Consider the following 22,984-nt stretch of genomic DNA (forward strand, 5'->3'; position numbering starts at 1 on the left):
GAACCCGCCCCGGATACCCGGGTACGCATCATGCCGGTGGACCGGCCGAAGGTCTCCGACCCGGCGCCGGCCGTCGAGGAGAACGGGCAGGCTACGGCGGTCAGGCACCCGGGTACGAAGATCGGCCCGGCTAGGGGTCGGCCGGTGGTGGTGTGGCCGGTGGTGCTGCTGGCGCTGCCCGCGTTCGTGGCGGTGTGGTCCGGCTGGGTCGGGCTCGGTGGACTCACCGGGTTCGGGGTGGTCCGCCCGCTGCCCGGCATCGCGGACGGGTTCAGCATCGACACCGCGATCACCCTGCCGATCGGGGTGGAAACCTACGCCGCCTACGCCCTGTACGTGTGGCTGTCCGGTCGGGTACCCGAGCGGGCTCGCCGGTTCGCGAAGTGGTCCGCGATCACCTCGCTGATCGTCGGCGCGGCCGGTCAGGTCGCCTATCACCTGCTCGTGGCCGCCGGGATCACCTCGGCCCCGTGGTGGATCACCACCGCCGTTGCCTGCCTGCCCCCGGCCGTGCTCGGCATGGGCGCCGCCCTGGCCCACCTCGTGCGTGAGGAGCCGACCCGATGACCGCTCACGAACCGAAACGCACCCGACGCCAGTGGTCGACCAACCCGGACGTGTTCAAGCCTGCCGGTACGCACGGGTTCACCGGATCGGCGAAGAGCGGACGGACGTGGTCGGTCAGTAAGCACCGCCCGGCCGGTGACACCCGCCCCGGCACCCGCACCACCCGCAGGTAGTTCCGCCCGGCGGCACGGCCCCTGGCCTGGAAACCGTTGCTGTGCCGCCGGCCCCCTTGCCCTGATCCGAAGACTCGGGAAGGAATCCCCATGTTCGCATCTACCGACCTGGTAGCCGCGTTCGCCGCTGTGTTCATCGCCCTCTACGCCGCCCACCAGGTCGGCGACCACTGGATCCAAACTCAGCATCAGGCCACCTGCAAGGGCGCGCCGGGCAGGCGTGGCCGGGTGGCGTGTGCCGCCCATGTCGTCACCTACACCGCTACCGCTGTTGTCGCCCTGGCCGTCACCGCCGTGACCCTCGGCCTGGCTCTCGACCCAGGTCAGACGGTCGCCGGGCTGGCCGTGTCGGGTGTCTCCCACTACGTGATCGACCGGCGTCGGCCGCTGCGCCGCCTGGCCGACTGGCTCGGCAAAGACCCGGCCTGGCTGGAGCGTGGTGGTGGTCTGTACGCCCTGGACCAGTCCGCCCACGTCGGGTTCCTGTTCGCCGCCGCCCTGGTGGTGACCGCATGAACCCCGTTGATGGGCATCCGTTGGTGCGGATGCTGCGTGCCCTGGACCTACCCGCCCGCGATTTCGTGATCTTCGGGTCCGGTCCGCTGCTCGCCCACGGCCTCCGGCACGACCTGGGGGACCTGGACATCGTGGCCCGGGGCGCCGCCTGGCAACAGCTCACCACCCGGTGCCGCCCCGTGCCGGCCCCGTCCGGTCACGGGCAGGTCGTGCGGTTGCAGATCGAAGCCGTCGACCGGTGGCTACCCGGGTGGGACACCGACCACCTGATCGACACGGCCGAGTGGCGCCACGGCCTGCCCTGGGCGCCCCTGACCGAGGTCCGCCGATCGAAGCAGACCACCGCCCGCCCCAAAGACACCGCCGATCTCGCCCTGCTCAACACCATCCACCCCACCGCTGCCTGAACCGGAAAGGGAACAGATCTGATGACCAGCAACAACGATCCTGACGACCGGTTCGACTGGCACGCCGCCGAAGCGGATCTGACCACCCCGGATGCGGACGTGGTCGACCTGGACGCCGCTCGCGCCGCCCGCCACCACGACGACACCGACCCCACCACCGACACCGTCGACCTGGACGGTCCGGCCGGTCGGGTGTTGGTCGATTCCCCGGACGCGCAACGCTCCCCGCGGTTCGACCTGGGCAGCTTGCGGGCGGGTGAGCGTCGGCCGATCCTGCCCGCCTGGATCCGCTCCCGTGCCGAGCTGTGTGATGCGATGCGCTGGGCGGTGGGGCATCTGTTGCACACCACCGGCTATCACGCGGTGCGGGTGCCGAAGTACGCCGGCCGGTTGGCGTTGCGGTCGCCGGTGGGTGTGTGGCGGGTGCTCTCCGGTGGTCTGCGGTGGCTGTTCGACCTGGAGGGCGAACCGGTCCGGCAGGCCACCGTGCAACGCGCGAACGCCGAGGAGTATTTGAAGCTGTCGCGGCAGCGGGATCGGCGGGTGCGGTGGCGGGGCATCATCGCCACCACCGCACTCACCGCGACCATCGTCGGCAGTGTGTTGGTGGCGTTCGCGCCGGAGTGGGTGCGGTGGGCCAGCCTCGCCACCCTGGTCGGTCTGTTCGGCATTGTCGGCCGGCCCGCCGACAAGCCGCTGCTCGACACGGCGGTGGTGGTGCCCCGGGTGGCGAAGCTGACCTCCCACGTCGTGGTCAGCGCCCTGGCCGTGCTGGGTATCGCCGGCATCAACCAGGCGATCGCGAAGCAGGGGCAGAAGGCCATCGCGTTCACGTCACCGATCACGCGGGATGGTCCGGGGTGGCGGGCGGACATCGACCTTCCGGCGGGTGTGACGGCGGGGGATGTGATCGAGCGCCGTGACCGGCTCGCCGCCGGCCTCGCCCGGCCGCTGGGCTGTGTGTGGCCAGAGGGTCGGCCGGAGGTGCACCCGGGTCGGTTGGTGTTGTGGGTGGGGGATCAGGACATGGCCACCGCGAAGCAGCCCGCCTGGCCGTTGTTGAAGTCGGGGACGGTGGACCTGTTCCGGCCGATCCCGTTCGGCACCGACCCGCGCGGCCGTAACGTCCCGATGGACCTGATGTACACGAACCTGCTGATCGGGTCGATTCCCGGCGCCGGGAAGACGTTCTCCCTGCGGGTGCCGCTGCTGGCCGCTGCGTTGGACGCGCGGGCGGAGTTGCGGGTGTTCGAACTGAAGGGAACCGGCGACCTGGAACCGCTCGCCCTGGTCGCCACCCGCTACGCGTCCGGTCCCGACGACGACACCCTTGAAGAGGCCCTGGACGCGCTGCGGGAGCTGCGCAAGGAATGCCAACGTCGCGCGGCCGTGATCAAGGGTCTTCCCAAGAGTGTGTGTCCGGAGAACAAGGTCACCCCGGAACTGGCGTCCCGGAAGAACCTGGGCCTGCATCCGCTGGTCGTCGCCATCGACGAATGCCAGGAACTGTTCTCTCACCCGGAGTTCGGCAAGGAAGCCGGGGAGTTGGCGGAGAAGGTCATCAAGCTGGGCCGCGCCCTGGGCATTCACCTGATGTTGGCCACGCAGCGGCCGGACGCCCGGAGCCTGCCGACCGGGGTCAGCGCGAACGTGGGTACCCGGTTCTGTCTGCGGGTCATGGGCCAGGTCGAGAACGACATGGTCCTGGGCACGTCGTCGTACAAGAACGGGGTGCGGGCGACGATGTTCACCCGCCGGGACAAGGGCATGGGCTACCTTGTCGGCGCCGCCGACGACGCGCAGATCACCCGTACCTACTACGTCGACGGCCCCGCCGCCGAACGCGTCTGCCAACGAGGCCGGGCGTTGCGGGAAGCGGCCGGCACGCTGTCCGGGCACGCCGCCGGACAGCAGACGGCCAGCCCTGCGGCAGTACGCCGGGACAGCCTGCTGGACGACATCCTCACCGTCGTCCCCGCTGGGGAGCCCAAGGTGTGGGCCGAAACCCTCGTGGAACGGCTGGCCGAGCTGAACGGCGAGATCTACGGGGACCTCACCCGCGACCAGCTGACCGCCGCACTCAAGCCGTACGGGATCACCACCGGACAGGTCTGGGGCACCGACCCGACCACCGGCAAGGGCGCCAACCGGCGCGGCATCGAACGGCAGCACATCGCCGACGCGGTAGCCGAGCGTAACAAGCACCGGGGCGACAAAGCCGCCTAACCCGGACAGCCGCTGGGTGCTAGGTCTAGCAACCCCACCCGCTAGACCTAGCACCCCCGCTAGCACCCCATCCCATACCTGGCCAGCCCGCTAACACCTAGCCGGGCCAGCCCCTCACACCCACATTCCGGCCTGTGGAGGCGTTTTCGTGACCCCCATCGTCCTGCTCGCTAGCCTCACCGCCCTCGTATACGCAGCGTCATACCTGATCATGTGCCTGATAGCCCCCTGGGGACACTGCCGACGCTGCAAGGGCGTCGGCCACCGCCCCGCGCTGATCGGCCGCACCCGCCGGGAATGCACCCGCTGCGACGGCACCGGCCGCCGCGTCCGCATCGGCCGCCGGCTCATCGAGTACATCCGCACGGAGTACCGGGCAGGCACCCGATGACCGCCCGGCGCATCCAACGCCGCCGCACCGCCGGATGGCGCATGCCCACCGGGGCCGTCTACGTCGGCCGCCCCACCCGCTGGGGCAACCGCTTCGGCGCGGACAACACCCTTGGAAGCCGGGCCGGCGCGGTACGCCTGTTCCGGCTCTGGGTAGCCGCACACCCCGACTACGCCGACGCTGTCCGCGCCGAACTGGCCGGCAAGACGCTGGCCTGCTGGTGCCCCCTTGACCAGCCCTGCCACGCCGACGAACTCCTCCGCATCGCCAACGAGGCCACCCGATGACCCGCCGCCACACCGATTGGTGTGCGGGTGGGCACCGCTGCGACCTCGGCGAACACCGCTCCGAAGAGATCGTGGTCGACCTGCCCGGCCGCGCCCGCGCCGTCCTCAACCGCGTCGCCCGCGACACCGGCGGCCAGTACGCGGAACTACGGGTGCGCGTCGCCCTGGCCGACGTCGACCCCGCCGCCCGCCGCCAACTGCTCACCCTGCTCGACGGCGTGCGCGACCTGGTCACCCGGACCGCGCTTGCTGGTCGACCCGCACCCCACCCCCGGTAAGGAGGCAACCGTGATCCGCACTGTGGTCTGCGTCGAGATCCTCTGCGATGCCTGCGGCGACGGCTGGACCGGCGACGACACCGGCCCGCGCCACTTCGACAGTCCGGCCGCCGCGCGGGCTGGGGTGGTGTGGGAGCACGGCTGGACCGCCACCACCGCCGGCACCGTCTGCGCCGACTGCGCCACCCTCGCCGCGTGCCAGCAGGCGGGCGGACACCACTGGCCGTCCGGGGAGGAGTTCTGCACCCGCTGCGGCCACCCCGACTACGGCCACCAGGTCGACCCGAACGCCGACCGCATCGCTGCCGCGCTGCGCATCCTCACCGCCGCCTGAACCCGCCCCATCGTCTTTCGGGAGTCTGCTGTGACCCGACCACCCGCGTACGACCTGGCCGCCGAGCAGGCCGTGATCGGCGCCGCGCTACTCAACCCGGCGGTGGTGGGTGACCTGGCCGCCACCCTCGCGCCGGTCGACTTCCACCGCCCCGCCCACGGCCTGTTGTGGGAAACCCTGTGCGCCATGCACGCTGCTGGCGCCCCGGTCGACCCGATCGCGGTGGCTGCCCGGCTCGCCGAAACCGGCGACCTCGCCAAGGTGGGTGGCGCACCCTACCTGCACACCCTCATAGCGGCGGTGCCCACGACGGCGAACGCCGGGCATTACGCGCGGATCGTGGTCGACCACGCCCGCCGCCGCCAGGTCGCCGACCTCGGCGCCTACTTCGCCGACAAGGCCAACCAGGGCGCCGACGTGGCCGACATCCTCGCCACCGGCCGCGCCATGCTCGACCAGGCCGCCACCGCCACCTCCTGGTCCCCGATCATCCCCCTCGGTGACCGCCGGCACCTGCCCGACTTCCCCGCCTACGTCCTGCCCGACTGGGTTGCCGAGCAGGTCTACGCCGTCGCCGAGTTCACCCAAACCCCGGTAGACCTCGCCGGCTGCATCGGGTTGGCTGCCCTGTCGACTGCTGCCGGGGGCCGCGCCGAAGTCGAGGTACGCGGATCGTGGCGGGAACCGGTCAACCTGTTCACCGTCGTTGTCCTCCCACCCGGTTCCCGGAAGTCGGCCGTGTTCGCCGCCATGACCGGCCCGCTGCTGGTCGCCGAGAAGGCGTTGGTGGAGAAGACCCGCCCCGCGATCGTGGAAGCCGAGCTGGCCGCCCGCGTCGCCGGCAAGACAGCGGAGAAAGCCGCGATCGCCGCTGCGAACGCCGACGCATCCGGGCGGGACACGCTGCTGGCGGAAGCGACCGCCGCCGCGATGAACGCCGACGCCGTCACCGTCCCCACCCTGCCCCAACTCGTGGCCGACGATGTCACCAGCGAAGAGGCGGCATCTTTGCTGGCCGAGCAGGGCGGACGCCTGGCCGTGCTGTCCCCGGAAGGCGGGATCTTCGCCACCATCGCTGGCCGGTACTCCGGTACCCCGAACCTGGAAGTGTTCCTCAAAGGCCACGCGGGGGACATGCTGCGGGTCAACCGCCGCTCCCGCGCCCCCGAACACGTCGAACACCCCGCCCTGACGCTGGGTCTGGCCGTGCAGCCGGATGTGTTGCGGGAGATCGCCGACATGCCCGGCTTCCGGGGCAAAGGGTTGCTGGCGCGGATCCTGTTCGCCCTGCCGGAGAACACCGTTGGCCGCCGGAAGATCGGCGCTGACCCGGTACCGGAGCAGATTGCCGCCGCCTACACGGCCAACCTCGGCGCCATGGTCGCCACCCTCGCCGACTGGACCGACCCCGCCGTGCTTTGCCTCACCCCCGACGCCAACGAACGCGTACTCGACATCGAACGGGCCGTGGAACCCCGCCTCGCCCCCGGCGGCGCGTGGGGACACATCGTGGACTGGGGCAGCAAATACACCGGCGCCGTGGTCCGCCTCGCCGGACTCATCCACCTCGCCCAACACCTACGCGACGGCTGGGGAAAGCCGGTCACCGCCGACACCGTCGAGCAGGCCGCCATCCTCGGCGAGTACTACGCCGCCCACGCCCTGGCCGCCTTCGACGACATGGGCACCGACAAGACCACCCGCAATGCTCGGCACATCCTCGCCTGGATCGAACGCACCGGGTCGACCACCTTTACCAAGAGAGAAGTCTTCCGGGCGCTCAAGTCGGCCCAGTTGCCGACCGCTGGCGACTTCGACGGACCCCTTGCCACCCTTGAAGCGCACGGCTACCTACGGCAGCTTGAGGCGCCCGAGCGCCCCCGTACCGGCGGACGTCCACCATCCCCGGGATACCTCGTCCACCCTGACGTACACCGACTGCCCGCCCCCGTCCACGCGCTACCGGCCTCTTCAAGGTCGGCATAGCCTCCTGCCAGAACTGCCACAACCGCCAAAACCCCGGTGGCGCAGGGGTTTTGGCGGTTGTGGCAGTTCTGGCAGGGCGAACGACGGACGGCCATCCGTCACTGTCGTTTAGTCACGGAGCCTGAAGGGTCTACGCGACCGGCGGTGCGGCCATCGCTTGCCGCAGCGACAGCACACACGGCGCGTCCCCACAACTTCGCTCGGAAAATCTTCCTGAGCCAAGGGGCAATAATCTTTTTTCCGATTACTTTGGAGCATAGTGATTCCCTTCTAAAAAGAGTTTAGAAAAACTTCCAGAAAACCCGACAGACTGCACTCGTGAACGCCGACCGGGATCGACGACAACCGTACGCGAAATTGCGCAAGATATCAATACCCCTGATCAACTTGCGTCTACTGACGCGCATGACCATCCTGCCTGACCAGGCACAATCGCCTGAAATTGCCGCTACGACTCTCGCGCCTCCGCCCGTATGGGGGTACCGGTAATTCGCGCCAATAATTTCTGGAAGAGCTAGGGGTAAAAAAGTTGCAAGACTGGCAGCGGACGTAAAAGAAGCGGCTTTCTTGCTAGCAGTTGGCGCGAGTCAGCCCTCCCCACAACAGAACGCACCCACCACCGCACCCCGCCGACCAGAACGGCCCGCTGAGAACCCTCAGCCGGATCGGCGCATGCCTACACACCGGCCAGGTCGAGATCTTGGCTCTACGGCGCTCCCAGCGGGCCGTTCTGTCGCGTTCTGCGGTCATTCACCCCTGAAACACCGGAAGTGGTCACCTTCAACAGAAAGGCCGTCATCGTGCGAATCAGGCTGCACGGCACACCCGCTGAGACAGCCGCGATCCTCACCGCTCTCGCCCACGTCCTCACCATCCACCGCGCCAGCCGGCCCTACCCCGACCGGCCCCCGTCCACCCGGCACCGCATCTACCTCGACGCCACCCCGAGGAAGGACAGCCGCCAGTGACCAGCCGCCCGCAGCGCACCACCCCCACCGGCAACCTGCTCACCCTCGCCGAAGTCCTGGACGAACTCCGCGTACCCCGGTCGACCTTCTTCCGCTGGAAGGCCACCGGCCGCGCGCCCAAAACCATCAAGTACCCGAACGGCAGCCTGTACGTCCGCCGCCGCGACCTGGACGCCTGGCTCGATGACCACGAGGAAGAGGCAGCCGCTTGAGTAGCTACAACGTGCGGATTCACGCGATTCTGACCAACGATCTGTCCGGAAAGAAGAAGTCGTACACCGTCCGGTGGAAGGTCGCTGATAAGCCCTTCCGGGAAACGTTCGCTACCGGTGCGCTGGCGGAAAGCTTCCGTTCGAAACTGGTCGTGGCGCAGCGGGAAGGAACGGCGTTCGATGAAAAGACCGGGCTACCTGAGCCGATGGCCCGGGAACTCAACAGCCGGAGTTGGTACGACCTGGCCGTGTCGTTCGTAGACATGAAGTGGCCGCGTGCCGCCGCGACTCAGCGCAAGAGCATCGCCGACGCGCTCACCACCGTCACCCCTGCGCTGCTCGCCACGTCACGCGGCGCACCCGACGAAGCGGAAATTCGCCACGCCCTCTACACCTGGGTCTTCAACAAGCAGCAGCGAGACCGGGACAACAGCACGCCACCGGACGATCTCACGCAGGTTGTTCGATGGCTCAAGGCGAACACGCTTCCACTACCGGACGTAGCCAACCCGGCGACGGTACGGAAAGCCCTGGACCTGTTGACCACCAGGATTGACGGTGGGCCGGCCGCCGCCAACACAGTGGCGAGGAAGCGCGCAGTCTTCTACAGCGCCTTGAAATACGCCGTCGAGCTGCGGTATCTCGACGCGCATCCGATGGACTTCATTCAGTGGCGGGCGCCAAAGAACACCGATCAGGTCGACCGGAAGGTGGTGGTAAATCCCGAGCAAGCCCGGTCGCTGCTCGCGGCGGTACGGAAGCGGGACCCGCACTTGGAAGGCTTCTTCGCCTGCATGTACTTCGCCGCCCTACGCCCGTCCGAGGTGATCCACCTGCGCGCCGACGAGTGCGAGCTACCCGAAGAGGGATGGGGCTGGCTCCACCTCAGCGGGTCGACGCAGCAGGTTGGCATGGACTGGAGCGACAGCGGGACATCGTTGGAAGACCGGGAACTGAAGCACCGGGCGAAGAAGGCGACCCGCGACGTACCGGCCTGCCCGGAGCTGGTCGGCATCCTGCGGCAACACCTACGGGAGCACTGCCGGAGCGCCCACGGCCGGATGTTCAACGCCGCTGGTGCACGGGTGGCCCCGGTGTCGAAGAGCACCTACCTGCGCGCCTGGCGGCAGGCCCGAGAGACAGCGTTGTCACCCGCCCAGCAGTGGTCACCGCTGGCGCATCGGCCGTACGACCTGCGGCACGCGGCCGTGTCGCTCTGGCTCAACGCTGGTGTGCCAGCGACCCAGGTCGCGCAGTGGGCAGGGCACAGTGTGCACGTACTGCTGAAGGTCTACGCCTCGTGCATCGACGGCCAGGACGAGGCGGCCCGGAAGCGAATCGAGGGTGCGTTGGGCACCGAGGAAGCCGGGTAGCGCCGACACGGATACGACACGACCAGTGAGACCCGGCGGGTAGCAGCGGGACGAAGTGAGACCTATTCACAAATGACGAAACGCCCTCTGACCGGTGTTCGCACTGGTCAGAGGGCGTTTTTGCTGCGTGGGGAGCGGAGGGTGTGGGATTCGAACCCACGAAGAGGTTGCCCCCTTACCGGTTTTCAAGACCAGCGCCATCGGCCACTAGGCGAACCCTCCCGACGCGGTACCCCGCAGGGATCCGCGACGTGCCTAGTCTGCCATGCCCGGATCACCGATGCCGCTGTCGCCTGCGGGGGTGGGACGAGATTAGGGGTACCCGGTCGGCGGGCGGCGTACCGGCGCGGTGGGGTATGACTGGAGCATGTACGCGATCACCGTCGACGAGCCGGGTGGACCCGAGGCGCTGCGCTGGACCGAGGTGCCCGATCCGGAGCCCGGCCCGGGTGAGGTGATCGTGGACGTGCGGGCCAGTGCGGTGAACCGGGCCGACCTGTTGCAGCGGCAGGGGCACTATCCGCCACCGCCGGGCGCGCCCGCGTACCCGGGTCTGGAATGCTCCGGGGTGATCAGCGCCACCGGCTCCGATGTGGCCGACTGGCGGGTGGGCCAGGAGGTCTGTGCGCTGCTCGCCGGGGGTGGCTACGCCGAGCGGGTGGTGGTGCCGGCCGGGCAGTTGCTGCCGGTGCCGGCCGGGGTGGACCTGGTCGACGCGGCAGCGCTGCCCGAGGTGGCCTGCACCGTCTGGTCGAACGTCCGGCAGGTGGCCGGGCTGCGCCGGGGCGAGACGCTGCTGGTGCACGGAGGTGGCAGCGGCATCGGCACGTTCGCGATCCAGTTCGGTGCGGCGCTGGGCGCGACGGTGCTGGTGACCGCGCGGTCCGGCAAGCATGATCGGCTCCGCGAGCTGGGCGCGGCCCACACGATCGACTACCGCGCCGAGGATTTCGTCGAGGTGACCCGGCGGGTGACCGACGGGCGGGGTGCCGACGTGATCCTGGACATCATGGGCGGGGCGTACCTGCCCCGGAACGTGGCGGCTCTGGCCACCAGTGGTCGGCTGGTGGTGATCGGTCTCCAGGGCGGCCGGAAGGGCGAGCTGGACCTGTCCGCGCTGCTGGCGAAGCGGGCGTCGGTGACCGCCACCGCGCTGCGGTCCCGGCCGGTCGCGGAGAAGGCCGCGATCGTGCGGGGGGTACGCGACGAGGTGTGGCCGCTGGTGGAGTCCGGCACGGTCCGGCCGGTCGTCGACCGGCGGCTGCCGATGGCCGAGGCCGCCGGGGCGCACCGGCTCGTCGAGTCGAGCGACCACCTGGGCAAGGTGCTGCTGGTCACCCCGTCGCGTTGAACGGCGGGCTCGACGTGGGCGACATGAGCCGGGCGGCGGCTCAGCAGGACGGCTCGACGTGGGCGACATGAGCCCGGCGGCGGCTCAGCGGGGCAGCATGAGCCGGGCACCGGGCCCTTCCGCGCCGAGGGCGTCCCCGGCGTTGTAGAGCGCACACTTCTGAAGGGAGAGGCAGCCGCAGCCGATGCAACCGGTGAGGTTGTCCCGCAGTTTCTCGATGAGCCGGATCCGCTCGTCCAGGCGGTTCCGCCAGGTCGCGGAGAGCTGCGCCCAGTCGGCGGCGGTCGGGGTACGGGATTCGGGTAACGAGTCGAGGGCCTCGCGGATCTCCTCCAGCGAGACTCCCACCTGCTGGGCGATCCGGATGAACGCCACCCGACGCAGTTCGGCGCGTTCGTAGCGGCGCTGGTTGCCGCCGGTGCGGCCGGCACGGATCAGGCCGAGCCGTTCGTAGTAGCGCAGGGCCGAGGCGGCCACCCCGCTGCGGGCGGCCAACTGGCCGATGGTCATCGTGCCGGTTGCCGCCGGTGCGCCGTCCGGCCAGACCGAAGCGTGCGTCATGTCACGTCGCCCTTGAGTTGAAGTGAACTTCAACTTGCAGGCTAGTCGTATGCGAACCACCACCGCCACGGACCGCAGGCGCATCGAGGCGCTGCTCCGCCGACTGACCGGCGACGAGAAACATGCCCCGAGCGCCCATTCCACCCTCGACGTGCTCCAGGTGCTCTACGAGCGGGTACTGGACGTCGACCCGGAGCATCCGGACGATCCGGACCGCGACCGGTTCCTGCTCTCCAAGGGACACGGCCCCGCCGCGTACTACGCGGTCCTCGCCGCCCGTGGCTTCTTCCCCGAGCACTGGCTGGACGACCTGGCCGGGCCGGACAGCCCGCTCGGTCACCACCCGGACCGGCTCCTGGTGCCGGGCGTCGAGATCGGTTCCGGCTCGCTCGGGCACGGCCTGGGTCTCGGCGTCGGCATCGCGCTCGGCCTGCGGGCGCAGGGACTGCTCCGGCCCCGGATCTTCGTCCTGCTCGGCGACGCGGAACTGGACGAGGGATCCAACCACGAGGCGGTCGCGTACGCCGGGGCGACCGGCCTGGCGAGCATCACCGCCATCGTCGTCGACAACCGGTCCGCGACGCACGGCTGGCCGGGTGGCCTGGCCAGCCGGTTCACCGTGAACGGCTGGACCGGGGTCACCGTCGACGGGCGCGACCAGGATGCCCTGGCTGCCGCGCTGACCGGGCACGACAACCGCCGGCCGCACGTGGTGGTCGCCGTCACCGAACCGAAGGAGTGACCGTGCGCGAGACCTTCATCGACACGACCTCGGCGATCCTCACCGAGGAGCCGCGTACCGCGCTGGTGCTCGCGGACATCTCCGCCGCCGCGTTCGCCCCGGCGGCCCGACGGCACCCGGACCGGGTACTCAACGTCGGGATCCGGGAGCAGCTCATGATCGGGGTGGCCGGTGGGCTGGCCCTGACCGGGCTGCGGCCGATCGTGCACTCGTACGCGACGTTCCTGGTCGACCGGGCGTACGAGCAGATCAAGCTGGACCTGGACCACCAGGGTGTGGGGGCGGTGCTGGTCAGCGTCGGGGCGTCGTACGACGGGGCGAGCATGGGGCGTACCCACATGTCCCCGCAGGACGTGGCGCTGCTGGACACGCTGGGCGGCTGGACGGTGCACGTACCCGGGCACGCCGGTGAGGTGACCGGTCCGCTGCGTACGGCGGTCGCCGGTGACGGGGCGGTGTACCTGCGGCTCTCCACGCAGACCAACGACCGGGCCCGACCGGGTGACGGGAGTCTGGCGGTGGTGCGCCCGGGTGGCGCCGGTGCCCCGCTGGTGGTCGCGGTCGGACCGGTGCTCGACGAGGTACTGGCGGCCGTGGCCGGGTTGGATGTGACGGTGGCCTACACCAACCGGCCCCGACCGTTCGACACCGTAGGGCTCCGGGCGCTCGCCGGCACCGAGGTCGTGCTGGTGGAGCCCTACCTGGCCGGTACGTCGAGCCGGCTGGTCGACGCGGCGCTCGCGGACCGTCCGCACCGGCTGCTGTCGTTGGGTGTCGGACGGGAGGATCTGCACCGGTACGGCAGCGCGGCCGACCACGCCCGGTGGCACGGGCTGGATGCGGCCGGGCTACGCCACTCGATCAGCGCCTTCCTGGATCCGGCCTGAGCCGTCGGATCAGGAGCTGACCTACGCGGCCTGGGGGCGACGGCGGGCCCGCTCCCGGCCCAGGATCCAGATCGCCTCCACCCCGTCCTTCCAGGTGATCTTCTTGCCCTCCTCGCGGCCCCGGGCGCGGTAGCTGATCGGCACCTCGTAGGGGCGGATCCGGCGGCGCAGGAGCTTGCCGGTGACCTCGGCCTCCATGCCGAAGCCCCGGGAGCGCACGTCCAGGGAGCGGTACAGCTCCACCGGCATCAGCTTGAAGCAGGTCTCCAGGTCACCGATGTACGAGTTGAACAGCACGTTGGCGGCCATCGTCACGCCCTTGTTACCCATCACGTACCAGAAGCTGTAGGCGCTGTGGCTGCCGAACGTGCGGTTGCCGTAGACCACGGTGGCCCGCCCGTCGAGCACCGGGTCGAGCAGCCGGGGGATGTCCTGCGGGTCGTACTCCAGGTCGGCGTCGAGGATGACCATGTAGTCGCCCTCGGCGCTGGCCACCGCGGTCTTGATGGCGGCGCCCTTGCCGGCGTTGCGGGGGTGGGTGATCACCCGAAGCCGGGCGTCGTCCACCCGGTCGAGGATCTCGCCGGTGCCGTCCCGGCTGCCGTCGTCGACCACGACCAGCTCGATCTCGCACGGGTAGTCGACCGCCAATGCCTGCTTCAGGGCATCCGCGATCCGTTCTTCCTCGTTGTAGACCGGCATCAGGATCGAGAGCTTCACAGGGATCTCCACGGTGCGACGATGAGTCGGGCCTAGCCTAACCCGACCTGCTCATGATGGGTACGAGCCGGCGTCGTGGCTCCGCGTACCCGGACTGTCGGCGGGCTGCTACCGACCGCCTGCTGGAACGGGTCTGCGCAGGTGGCGGGTGGTCCACCGGCTCCCCACAGTCACCCTACGACCGGCTGCCCGCCGGCATCATCCCGGGCCCTCCCGTCCGCATGTCGCGGCGTCGACACGTCTACCTCCCCGGGCGACGTCGTCCGCACGTCGCGGCATCGACACGTCCGCTCGCCGTCCGCATGTCGCGACGTCGGCACGTCCGCTCGCCGTCCGCACGTCGCGACGTCGGCACGTCCGCGCCCCGTGCCCGGGGCGGCAGGCCGTGCCGACGGAGGCCCTGCCGGCCGAAAAGCTTTCCGAGATGCATTCACATATCTCGACGGGAGGGCTACGGTCTGGAAACCGATCGACGTCCCCCGATCGACAGGAAAGGAGTGCGTCGATGCTTCGCTCCCCCGAAAAGCGGGAACGGCACGCTCCCCGGGCGCTACGACGGCGTACCGCCGTGGCGCTCGTCGCCGGACTCGTGCTCCCGATGCTCACCGCGCTGACCACCCCCGCCAGCGCCGCCGACCGCCCACCCGTCCAACCGCTGCCCGCCGCCCTGGAGAGCATCCGGGCCACCGAGGCGACCGCGCTCTACGGCAGCCCCGACATCCGACCGCTGGAGAACCGGAAGACCGCCCTGATCACCATGGGCGACAGCGAGATCTCCGGCGAGGGTGTCGGCAACTACGTCCCCGGTACCCACGAACCCGGCAACTGGTGCGACCGGTCGTACGACCAGGCGGTGTTCCGGACCGGCATCGCCTCCGACGTGCAGTACAACATCGCCTGCTCCGGGGCCACCCCGTGGAACCTGGTCGCCGGCGGACCCACCCAGCACAACGAACTGAACCAGGGCGACAACCTGGCGATCAAGGCACGCAACACCCGGATCAAACTGATCTGGATGGTGGTCGGCGCCAACGGCGACGGGACCATCCAGTTCGGACCGGTGGCCACCGACTGCACGCTCAAGCGGGTACTGCTCCAGGGTCCCTGCTACCCGACCTACACCGACCAGTGGGCGGTCCGCACCGACGGCAGCCGGCGGGCCGTCGAGGAGGCGATCAACTCGGTCCGCCGGACCATGACCGACGCCGGGTACCTGCGCACGGACTACGAACTGGTCTTCATGTCGTACCCGAGCCCGGCCAGCCCCGACGTCGAGGACAACCCGGACTTCCCCGGCTGGTACGCCGGTGGTTGCCTGATGTACCTGCACGACACGGCTTTCGCCCGGAACAAGGCGGTACCGATGTTCGAGACGGCGCTGCGCCGGGCGGCGCTGAACACCGGTACCCGGTACCTCGACGCGAGCCGACTCTTCCACGGCCACGAGGTCTGCACCGACAACACCTCGGTGCGCGGCCTCTACATCGAGCTGGGCATCTGGGACGAGAACGCGGCCCGGCAGTCGTTCCACCCGAACGCCCGTGGGCACGGCATGTTCGCCCAGTGCATCACCCAGTTCTACAACTCGGGTCAACCGCAGGCGACCTGTGTGGACCCGGCCAGCACCGGCAGCGGCGTGCTCTACCCGGGGCTCTTCGAGTTCCGGCAGTTGCGCAACGCGGCCACCGGGACCTGCGTCGACGGCAAGGGGTACGACTCCCGCAACAACACCGCGCAGCAGTCGTACGCCTGCCACGGTGGGCGTAACCAGGGATTCTGGTACGACCCCGGACGCCAGTCGCTGCACTCGGAGCTGTCCCACGACCGTTGCCTCGACGTCTCCGGCGGCTCGTTGACCTCCGGCACGGCGGTCAACGTGTACGACTGCCACGGCGGGCCGAACCAGCGGTTCGTCTTCGCCGGCAACCAGATCCGGCCGGCCGGCAACAGCTCGCTCTGCCTGGAGTTCGACAACCCCTGGTTCGGTACGCCCCGACTGCGGCTGGCCGGGTGCAGCACCAGCACCCGGCAGCAGTGGTCGTTCGAGTCCCGCTCGTTCGCCAACCCGGTCGGGTACGGCCACGACGACTTCATCGGGTCCCGGGTCTACTGACCGCTCCCGGCTCAGGTGTTAGAAAGGGCCCCTTCCTATACCGAAAACGATAGGAAGGGGCCCTTCCTTACTTCTTCAGCAGGATGAGGCGGGCCACGGCGGTGGTGCCGTCCTTGGTGCCGGCGACACCGATGGTCGCGCCGACCGCGACCGCGCTCGGCTGGATGGTGGTACGCCGCTCCACGACCCGCAGGTTCTCGCCGAAACTCCAGGTCATGGTGAACCCGTCGGAGGACTTCACGGTGACCGACTTCCCGTCGACCGCAGTTACCTCGCCGCGTTGCACGGCGACGGTCTTCGTGCCCTCCTTGGTCTGTACGACCACCTCGCCGTGCAGCGTGTTCTTCTTCCGCAGCAGTACGCGCGCCTGGTGCCGCTTGCGCCAGCCGTCGCCCCGCTCGCCCCGGGGCCCCCGCTCGGGCCCGGTCGAGGCGGAGGGTGCCGGCGCAGCGACCGGCTCGACGTCGAGGTCGGCCGCGTCGAAGCCCAGCGCGGCGAGCGCCTGCCCCTCGGCCCCCAGCGCGGCGACCACGTCGACCACGGGTCCGGCGGCGGACCCGGCACCGGGTCCACCCGTACCGCCACAACCGCTGACGCCCAGCGCCACCGCCGCCAGCAGCCCGGTGGTGACGACTCCCCAACGTGCCATCAGTTTCCCTGTTGTCCGCATGGGCCCAGCGTCGCGCCTGTGGACGAGCGCAGCGTCAGGCCGATGTTCGGATCAGGTAAAAGCGCCGGAAACGGGACCGGTGGGGTTGCGGCGTCTCCACCGTCCTACTGCCGGACGCTTCCAGGGACGGGCGGGGGCGGCAGCACCACGGTGAACCGGGCGCCGCCCTCCGGGGCGTGACCGGCGGTGACCGTCCCGCCGAGCCGGCGGACCAGTCCGGCGGCCAGCGCCAGGCCGAGGCCGCTGCCGACCTTGCGTACCCCCCGGTACCGCTGGTGCAGGGCGCCCCGCTCGAAGGCGACCGACAGGTCGTCGTCGGTGAAGCCGGGCCCGCCGTCGCGCACCTCGACGATGCCGCCGGCCGTCGGGCCGGGCCCGGCGGCGCGGACCGCGAGCACCACCGGCGCGTCCGGGGGTACCACCCGCAGCGCGTTCTCCAGCAGACCGTCGACCACCTGCCGGATCCGGCCCGGGTCGGTGTACGCGACGACCGGCCCGGCGGGCAGTTCGGCGCGGAAGTCCACCTGCACGGCGGCGCACCGCGCCTGCCAGGTCCGGGCGGCGTCGGCCGCCAACCGGCCCAGGTCGACCGGGACCGGTTCGAGGGGGAAGTCAGCGGCCTCCAGCCGGGCCAGCGCCAGCAGGTCGCTGACCAGCCGGTCCAGGTGTTCCGCCTCGGCGAGCATGGTCTGCCCGGTGCGTGCCGCCTGGTCCGGCCCGACCACCCCGTCGGCGAGTGCCTCCGCGTAGCCCCGGATCGCGGTCAACGGGGTACGCAGCTCGTGGGAGACCGACAGCAGGAACTCCCGCTGCCGGCCCTCGCTGGTGGCCAGGGCGGCGGCCAGCCCGTTCAGGGCGCGGGCCAGGTCGGCGACCTCCTCCGGTTCCTCGACCGGTACCCGGACCGCCCGGTCACCGGCGCCGAGCCGGACCGCTGCGGTCGCGGCGTTACGGATCGGTCGGGCCAGCCGCCGGGCCAGCAACAGCCCGGCCGCGATCCCGGCGGCGAGTCCGGCGAGCAGCGGCAGCCAGAGCGCGGTCAGCACCTGTCGCCAGAATCCGTCGTTGACCGGACTGGTGAGGACCACCCCGCTGCCGTTGCGCAGGGCCCGGGCCTCGACCAGCGCCGGCCGCCCGTCGACCAGGCGCCGGCCGGAGAAGTTGCGGCCCTGCCCCACCCGCTGCACGACCGGCGCGGGCAGCCCGGCCCGGTCGGGGGTGCCCTGCCGGATCAGGTACGCGTCGATGCCCTGGTTCCGGAGCTGCTGGATGAGCCGTTCCTCGTCGGCGGTACGTCCCCGGTCGAGGCGGAACCGCAGCACCTCGGCGGTGAGCCGGGCCTGCGCCGCGAGCGCGTCCTGGCTGCGCCGCTCCACGCCACGGGCCACCAGTGGTACCGCCACGATCGCGGTGACCAGCACGGACACCAGGGCCACCGCGCAGGTGACCCCGATCGCCCGGGCGGTCAGCCCGCGTCCCGGCCGGCGGGGCGGGGTGGTCGGTGTACCGGCCCCGAGCACCGGCAACGGGACGGTCAGGTGGTCGCCCCGGGCCGGGCCGGACCCCGACGGCTCAGCCATCGGCCGCGTACCCGACGCCCCGGTGGGTACGGATCACGTCGGCCGCCGGGCCGAGTTTGGCGCGTACCTGCGCGACGTGCACGTCGACGGTGCGGGTGCCGGCGTGTGCCGGGTACCCCCACACGGCGGCGAGGAGTTCCTCCCGGGTGAAGACCCGGCCGGGGCGGGCCATCAGGTGGGCGAGCAGGTCGAACTCGGTCGAGGTGAGCCGGATCGGCACCCCGGCGGCGGTGACCGTGCGCCGGGCCGGGTCGAGAGCGACCGGACCGACCTGCCGGGCCCGGTCGGCGGCGTCGGGCGTTCCAGCGGTACGGCGCAGCACGGCCCGGATCCGGGCGACCAGTTCCCGGGGGCTGAACGGTTTGGTGACGTAGTCGTCGGCACCGATCTCCAACCCGACGATCCGGTCGACCTCGTCGTCCCGGGCGGTGAGGAAGATGACCGGGGTCCAGTCGCCGGCCTCCCGGAGCCGGCGGCAGATCTCGGTACCGGCCAGCCCGGGCAGCGCGATGTCCAGCACGCAGGCCACCGGCCGGAGCCGGCGGGCGGCGTCGAGACCGGCTGTCCCGTCGCGTTCCACGTGCACCCCGAACCCGTCCCGGGTCAGGTAGAGCCGGACCAGGTCGGCGATGGCCGGCTCGTCCTCGACGACCAGGACGAGTCCCCGCTGCGGTGCGTCGACGGTCACCGGCCCATGATGGCCGACCGGCGGTGCCGGCGGGCGGTCGGGTGTGTTCGGGTCAGGTAAAGGACCGGCCGACCGGGCTCCCGCCGGTCGACGTGGTGTCCCCATGGGCCCGCGACGGTGTCCGGAACACCTGGGTGAGCAGGGCGTCGAGCTGCCAGACCTGCTGCGGGTGCCCGGCCCGGACGAGGAACCGTTCCCGGATCCCGTCGATCGCGGTGGCGGCCAGCTCGATGGCCGGCAGCCGGGGGTCCGGGTGCCAGGTGACGTCCCGCAGGTGACGCAGGTCGGTGTTGAGGTGCAGGCGGAGCCGGTGCAGCAGCCTGGTCTGCCGGGTCACCACCAGTCGCCGGTAGGTCAGCAGGAGGAGGTAATCGCCGTGGGCGGGGCGGTCCGGGCGGGTGCAGCGGGTGACCAGGAGGGTGGCGTCACCCGCGCCGACACAGCGGCGGAAGATCGGCATGTGCCGGCTGATCGTCTGGAGGGCGATCCCGTTCTCGGCGGCGGCGGGGAGGAACGTTCGAGCGAAGACGTCCATGCCAGGACCAACGACAGGTCGTCGGGAATCGATGTGGCGCAGGCATGGACGAAAGTGGAATTACAGAAGTTCCACGATGGTGGCGTTCGCCATGCCACCGCCCTCGCACATGGTCTGCAGGCCGTACCGGATGTCGTTGTCCCGCATGTGCTGGAGCATGGTGGTCATGATCCGGGCACCGGAGCCGCCGAGCGGGTGCCCCAGGGCGATCGCCCCACCCCGGGGGTTCAGCCGCTCCGGGTCGGCCTCGGTCTCGGCCAGCCAGGCGAGCGGGACCGGGGCGAACGCCTCGTTCACCTCGTACACCCCGATCTCCTCGATGCCCAGCCCGGCGCGACGCAACGCCTTCGCGGTGGCCGGGATGGGTGCGGTGAGCATGACCACCGGATCGTCGGCGGCGACCACCGCAGTGTGGATCCGGGCCAGCGGACGCAACCCGTGCCGGCGGGCCCACTCGGCGGTGGTGACGGCGAGCGCGGCGGCACCGTCGGAGATCTGCGACGCGGAGCCGGCGGTGACCACGCCGTCGGCCCGGAACGGGGTGGCCAGTTCGGCGAGCTTCGCCAGGGAGGTGTCGCGCCGGATGCCCTCGTCGGCGGTCAGCTTCCCGCCGTCGGCCAACGGCACGGGCGTGATCTCCACCTCGAAAGCCCCGGCGTCCTGCGCGGCGGCGGCCTTCTCGTGACTGGCCAGGGCGTACTCGTCGAGCTGGGTGCGGGACAACCGCCAGCGCTCGGCGATCAGTTCCGCGCCGACGCCCTGGTTGAACGGGACCGGCTGGTCGGCGGCGAAGCCCTCGACCCCCCGGTAGCGGTCCCGGACCTGGTCACCGTAGGGCAGGCCACCGGTACCGGCGGCCCCCATCGGCACCCGGGTCATCGACTCCACACCCCCGGCGACCACCAGGTCGGCCTGCCCGGCGAGCACCGTCGCCGCAGCGAAGTGCAGGGCCTGCTGGCTGGAGCCGCACTGCCGGTCCAGGGTCGTACCGGGGACCGTCTCGGGCCAGCCGGCGGCGAGCACGGCGTTGCGGGCGACGTTCCACGCCTGGTCGCCGACCTGGGAGACACAGCCCCAGACCACGTCGTCGACGGTGGCCGGGTCGATGCCGGTCCGTTCGGCGAGGGCGCGCAGCACGTGGGCGGAGAGGTCGACCGGGTGCACCCCGGCCAGCCCGCCCTTGCGCCGCCCCACCGGGGTCCGTACCGCGCCGACGATGACCGCGTCACTCATTCGTACTCCCCGGCAATCCGCGCCACCCGGCGAGGTCTACTCCCCGGTAACTTGAGCTTCCCCGATCCTACGTCGCGGTGGGCCGCAACGGGTGCCCGGACCCGACACCGGTCGATCCCGACTCCGATGGGCACTGCGGCACCGCGCTGTCATGCTGGTGCGGTGAACGAGCCGACCACCGAACCGTCGACGAGTTGGCGGGTACCGATCGGACTGCCGGTGCTCAAGCTGGCCGGTGGCGTACTGCTGGTGGCGGCCGGCCTGCTCCTCGCCGCCGGGGACCCGGTCCGGCCGGGGCTGGCCGTGCTGGTCGCCGCCGGGTTGGCCGGCTGGGCGGTCCGCGACCTGGTGGCACCGGTCCGGCTCGCGGTGGACCCGGGCGGGGTGACGGTGATCCGGGGCTTCGCCGGTCGCCGCCGGCTGACGTGGGCGGCGATCGAACGGATCACCGTGGACGCCCGGCCCCGGCGCGGACTGCGTACCGAGATCCTGGAGATCGACGCGGGTGACGCGCTGTACCTGTTCGGCCGGTACGACCTGGGGGCCGGTCCGGCCGAGGTCGCCGACACCCTGCGGGCGGTCCGGGACCGGTCAGCCGAGTAGCGCCGCCGAGCGGACCAGGACCAGCCCGGCCAACGCCACCACGATCAGTGCCCCACCGGCGAGCTGCACCAGCGACCGGTTGGCCCGGGGCGCGTACGCCAGGACCAGGGCCATCGCCGCGCCGGTGACCAGACCGCCGAGGTGCCCGGCGATGGAGATGCCCGGCACGGCGAAGGTGAAGACCAGGTTGACGACCAGGATCGGGATGACCTGCGAGGTGTCCCGGCCGAGCCGTCGCATGATCACGAAGAGCCCGGCGAACATCCCGAAGATCGCGGTGGAGGCACCGGCGGTCGCGGCGTTCGGGGCGCTGAAGACGTAGGCGGCGACGTTGCCGCCGAAGCCGGCGACGAGGTAGAGCCCGAGGAAGCGCGCCGGGCCGAGGGTGGCCTCCAGCGACCGGCCGAGCACCCACAGCGCCCACATGTTCAGCAGCAGGTGCACCACGCCGTAGTGCAGGAACATCGCGGTGAGCAGCCGGTACCACTCACCCTCGGCGACCCCGTGCACGGTGAAGTCCGGGAAGCGGGCCAGGCCGATGACGGCCCCCCACTCGGTCAGCGGGGTGCTGCCGCCCATCAGGCCGCCGAAACCGGAGCCACCGGCCGCCGAGTCGCCGCCCCGGTCCGAGGCGATGGAGAGCAGCATCGTCACCACGTTCAGGGCGATCAGCGCCGTGGTGACGTACCCCTGCCGGCCGACGGCACCGCCACCGAAGACGGTGCGCGTCGGCCGGACGGAGCGTCGTCCCTCGGCGACGCACTCGGGGCACTGGTGGCCGACCGAGGCGTCGCGCATGCAGTCCGGACAGATCGGCCGGTCGCAGCGGGTACACGTGACGTACGTCTCCCGGTCGGGGTGCCGGTAGCAGACCGGGGTGGTGGGCGGGGAATCGCTCACGCCGCCACCCCACGCTGCGGCTCCGACCGACCGGGACGCTCACTCATGCGAGCAAAGGTACCTCGCGGAACGGGTCAGCCCTGGGTGCGCTCGATCTCGACGCGCTCGATGACCACGTCCTGCAACGGCCGGTCGTTCGGGCCGGTCGGGGTGTTCGCGATGGAGTCCACGACCTTGGCCGAGTCCTCGTCGGCGACCTGACCGAAGATGGTGTGCCGGTTGTTCAGGTGCGGGGTCGGGCCGACGGTGATGAAGAACTGCGAGCCGTTGGTGCCCGGTCCGGCGTTCGCCATGGCCAGCAGGTACGGCCGGTCGAACCGCAGGTCGGGGTGGAACTCGTCACCGAACTGGTAGCCCGGGCCGCCCCGGCCGGTGCCGGTCGGGTCACCCATCTGGATCATGAAGCCGCTGATCACCCGGTGCGAGATCGTGCCGTCGTAGTACGGGCCCTTGCCCGGCTGGCCGGTCCGGGGGTCACGGTACTCGCGGGTCCCCTCGGCCAGTTCGACGAAGTTGCGGACCGTCTTCGGCGCGTGGTTCGGGAACAGCTCCAGCCGGATCGGTCCGGCGTTGGTGTGCAAGGTGGCGTAGACAGCCTCGGCCACGGGTACTCCTCAGTCGTTGGTCAGTTCCATGCGGATCCTCCCATGTGCCCGATCTGGCAGTGCGGAGGCATCCGAAGG

General features: G+C 70.8%; 26 protein-coding genes and 1 tRNA gene. 17 read left to right on the forward strand and 10 right to left on the reverse strand.

What is annotated here, in order from left to right; genetic code table 11:
* From GSF22_RS04550 to GSF22_RS04605, 12 genes are all read left to right on the forward strand, one after another.
* Positions 1-567: ABC transporter permease (locus tag GSF22_RS04550; RefSeq protein ID WP_244366174.1), on the forward strand; the 567-nt coding region annotated here is incomplete at its 5' end.
* Positions 564-740, forward strand: a complete 177-nt coding sequence (locus tag GSF22_RS04555) for a hypothetical protein (RefSeq protein WP_208811467.1) — start codon at positions 564-566, stop codon at positions 738-740. The genes GSF22_RS04550 and GSF22_RS04555, both read left to right, overlap by 4 nt.
* 90 nt (positions 741-830) lie before the next feature.
* The gene (locus GSF22_RS04560) at positions 831-1,256 is read left to right on the forward strand and encodes a DUF3307 domain-containing protein (protein ID WP_208811468.1); all 426 of its coding nucleotides are present in this window, start codon (positions 831-833) and stop codon (positions 1,254-1,256) included.
* Positions 1,253-1,663, forward strand: coding sequence for a hypothetical protein (locus GSF22_RS04565; RefSeq protein ID WP_208811469.1), 411 nt, complete (start codon positions 1,253-1,255; stop codon positions 1,661-1,663). Before GSF22_RS04560 ends, GSF22_RS04565 begins: the two co-directional genes overlap by 4 nt.
* Positions 1,664-1,684: 21 nt before the next feature.
* Positions 1,685-3,889: an FtsK/SpoIIIE domain-containing protein gene (locus GSF22_RS04570; RefSeq protein ID WP_208811470.1), complete on the forward strand. Its 2,205-nt coding sequence runs from the start codon at positions 1,685-1,687 to the stop codon at positions 3,887-3,889.
* 432 nt (positions 3,890-4,321) lie between these two features.
* The gene (locus GSF22_RS04575) at positions 4,322-4,567 is read left to right on the forward strand and encodes a DUF4326 domain-containing protein (RefSeq protein WP_244366186.1); all 246 of its coding nucleotides are present in this window, start codon (positions 4,322-4,324) and stop codon (positions 4,565-4,567) included.
* Positions 4,564-4,845: a hypothetical protein gene (locus GSF22_RS04580; protein WP_208811472.1), complete on the forward strand. Its 282-nt coding sequence runs from the start codon at positions 4,564-4,566 to the stop codon at positions 4,843-4,845. The genes GSF22_RS04575 and GSF22_RS04580 overlap by 4 nt, the downstream gene beginning before the upstream one ends.
* A gap of 10 nt (positions 4,846-4,855) precedes the next feature.
* Positions 4,856-5,179 carry a hypothetical protein gene (locus GSF22_RS04585; RefSeq protein ID WP_208811473.1) on the forward strand — a complete coding sequence of 108 codons (324 nt, stop codon included), beginning with the start codon at positions 4,856-4,858 and terminating at the stop codon, positions 5,177-5,179.
* A 30-nt stretch (positions 5,180-5,209) separates the two neighbouring features.
* The gene (locus tag GSF22_RS04590) at positions 5,210-7,165 is read left to right on the forward strand and encodes a DUF3987 domain-containing protein (protein WP_208811474.1); all 1,956 of its coding nucleotides are present in this window, start codon (positions 5,210-5,212) and stop codon (positions 7,163-7,165) included.
* A gap of 800 nt (positions 7,166-7,965) precedes the next feature.
* Positions 7,966-8,133, forward strand: a complete 168-nt coding sequence (locus GSF22_RS04595; RefSeq protein ID WP_208811475.1) for a hypothetical protein — start codon at positions 7,966-7,968, stop codon at positions 8,131-8,133.
* Complete coding sequence (locus GSF22_RS04600) at positions 8,130-8,345, forward strand: helix-turn-helix transcriptional regulator (RefSeq protein ID WP_208811476.1); 216 nt, start codon at positions 8,130-8,132, stop codon at positions 8,343-8,345. Before GSF22_RS04595 ends, GSF22_RS04600 begins: the two co-directional genes overlap by 4 nt.
* A complete protein-coding gene (locus tag GSF22_RS04605; protein ID WP_208811477.1) occupies positions 8,342-9,718 on the forward strand; it encodes a tyrosine-type recombinase/integrase in 1,377 nt (458 codons plus the stop codon). The genes GSF22_RS04600 and GSF22_RS04605 overlap by 4 nt, the downstream gene beginning before the upstream one ends.
* A 135-nt stretch (positions 9,719-9,853) precedes the next feature.
* On the opposite strand, the gene GSF22_RS04610 is transcribed toward GSF22_RS04605, so the two are convergent.
* A tRNA-Ser gene (locus GSF22_RS04610) sits at positions 9,854-9,940 on the reverse strand.
* A 145-nt stretch (positions 9,941-10,085) separates the two neighbouring features.
* Here GSF22_RS04610 and GSF22_RS04615 point away from each other — a divergent pair.
* Positions 10,086-11,069 (forward strand): NAD(P)H-quinone oxidoreductase, encoded by a 984-nt coding sequence (locus tag GSF22_RS04615; protein ID WP_208811478.1) that lies wholly within the window; start codon positions 10,086-10,088, stop codon positions 11,067-11,069.
* An 84-nt stretch (positions 11,070-11,153) separates the two neighbouring features.
* Here the strand turns inward: GSF22_RS04615 and soxR are convergent, their stop codons facing one another.
* Positions 11,154-11,630: a redox-sensitive transcriptional activator SoxR gene (gene soxR / locus GSF22_RS04620; RefSeq protein ID WP_244366180.1), complete on the reverse strand. Its 477-nt coding sequence runs from the start codon at positions 11,628-11,630 to the stop codon at positions 11,154-11,156.
* Between the two features lie 49 nt (positions 11,631-11,679).
* On the opposite strand from soxR, the gene GSF22_RS04625 reads away from it, so the two are divergent.
* Both GSF22_RS04625 and GSF22_RS04630 read left to right on the forward strand, forming a co-directional pair.
* On the forward strand, positions 11,680-12,372 hold the full coding sequence (locus tag GSF22_RS04625) for a transketolase (protein WP_208811479.1): 693 nt from the start codon (positions 11,680-11,682) through the stop codon (positions 12,370-12,372).
* 2 nt (positions 12,373-12,374) lie between these two features.
* Positions 12,375-13,259, forward strand: coding sequence for a transketolase family protein (locus GSF22_RS04630; RefSeq protein WP_208811480.1), 885 nt, complete (start codon positions 12,375-12,377; stop codon positions 13,257-13,259).
* Between the two features lie 21 nt (positions 13,260-13,280).
* Here GSF22_RS04630 and GSF22_RS04635 read toward each other — a convergent pair whose 3' ends face one another.
* Complete coding sequence (locus tag GSF22_RS04635; protein ID WP_208811501.1) at positions 13,281-13,979, reverse strand: glycosyltransferase family 2 protein; 699 nt, start codon at positions 13,977-13,979, stop codon at positions 13,281-13,283.
* 505 nt (positions 13,980-14,484) lie between these two features.
* Here GSF22_RS04635 and GSF22_RS04640 point away from each other — a divergent pair.
* On the forward strand, positions 14,485-16,092 hold the full coding sequence (locus tag GSF22_RS04640; protein ID WP_208811481.1) for a ricin-type beta-trefoil lectin domain protein: 1,608 nt from the start codon (positions 14,485-14,487) through the stop codon (positions 16,090-16,092).
* Positions 16,093-16,159: 67 nt separating this feature from the next.
* On the opposite strand, the gene GSF22_RS04645 is transcribed toward GSF22_RS04640, so the two are convergent.
* From GSF22_RS04645 to GSF22_RS04665, 5 genes are all read right to left on the reverse strand, one after another.
* Positions 16,160-16,741 carry a hypothetical protein gene (locus GSF22_RS04645; protein WP_208811482.1) on the reverse strand — a complete coding sequence of 194 codons (582 nt, stop codon included), beginning with the start codon at positions 16,739-16,741 and terminating at the stop codon, positions 16,160-16,162.
* 125 nt (positions 16,742-16,866) lie between these two features.
* A complete protein-coding gene (locus GSF22_RS04650) occupies positions 16,867-18,342 on the reverse strand; it encodes a sensor histidine kinase (RefSeq protein WP_208811483.1) in 1,476 nt (491 codons plus the stop codon).
* Positions 18,335-19,030 (reverse strand): response regulator transcription factor, encoded by a 696-nt coding sequence (locus GSF22_RS04655; RefSeq protein ID WP_208811484.1) that lies wholly within the window; start codon positions 19,028-19,030, stop codon positions 18,335-18,337. Before GSF22_RS04655 ends, GSF22_RS04650 begins: the two co-directional genes overlap by 8 nt.
* 52 nt (positions 19,031-19,082) lie before the next feature.
* Positions 19,083-19,565 carry a hypothetical protein gene (locus GSF22_RS04660; protein ID WP_208811485.1) on the reverse strand — a complete coding sequence of 161 codons (483 nt, stop codon included), beginning with the start codon at positions 19,563-19,565 and terminating at the stop codon, positions 19,083-19,085.
* A 60-nt stretch (positions 19,566-19,625) separates the two neighbouring features.
* Positions 19,626-20,798, reverse strand: a complete 1,173-nt coding sequence (locus GSF22_RS04665) for an acetyl-CoA C-acyltransferase (protein WP_208811486.1) — start codon at positions 20,796-20,798, stop codon at positions 19,626-19,628.
* Between the two features lie 162 nt (positions 20,799-20,960).
* Here GSF22_RS04665 and GSF22_RS04670 point away from each other — a divergent pair, with 162 nt between their 5' ends.
* A complete protein-coding gene (locus tag GSF22_RS04670; RefSeq protein ID WP_307803720.1) occupies positions 20,961-21,401 on the forward strand; it encodes a PH domain-containing protein in 441 nt (146 codons plus the stop codon).
* Here GSF22_RS04670 and GSF22_RS04675 read toward each other — a convergent pair.
* On the reverse strand, positions 21,390-22,301 hold the full coding sequence (locus GSF22_RS04675) for a rhomboid family intramembrane serine protease (protein ID WP_208811488.1): 912 nt from the start codon (positions 22,299-22,301) through the stop codon (positions 21,390-21,392). The two genes, GSF22_RS04670 and GSF22_RS04675, sit on opposite strands and share 12 nt — an antisense overlap.
* A gap of 74 nt (positions 22,302-22,375) precedes the next feature.
* Positions 22,376-22,906 carry a peptidylprolyl isomerase gene (locus GSF22_RS04680; protein WP_208811489.1) on the reverse strand — a complete coding sequence of 177 codons (531 nt, stop codon included), beginning with the start codon at positions 22,904-22,906 and terminating at the stop codon, positions 22,376-22,378.
* Positions 22,907-22,984 lie beyond the last annotated feature (78 nt).

The sequence above is a fragment of the Micromonospora echinofusca genome (assembly GCF_017614955.1).
Taxonomy (GTDB): Bacteria; Actinomycetota; Actinomycetes; order Mycobacteriales; family Micromonosporaceae; genus Micromonospora; species Micromonospora echinofusca_A.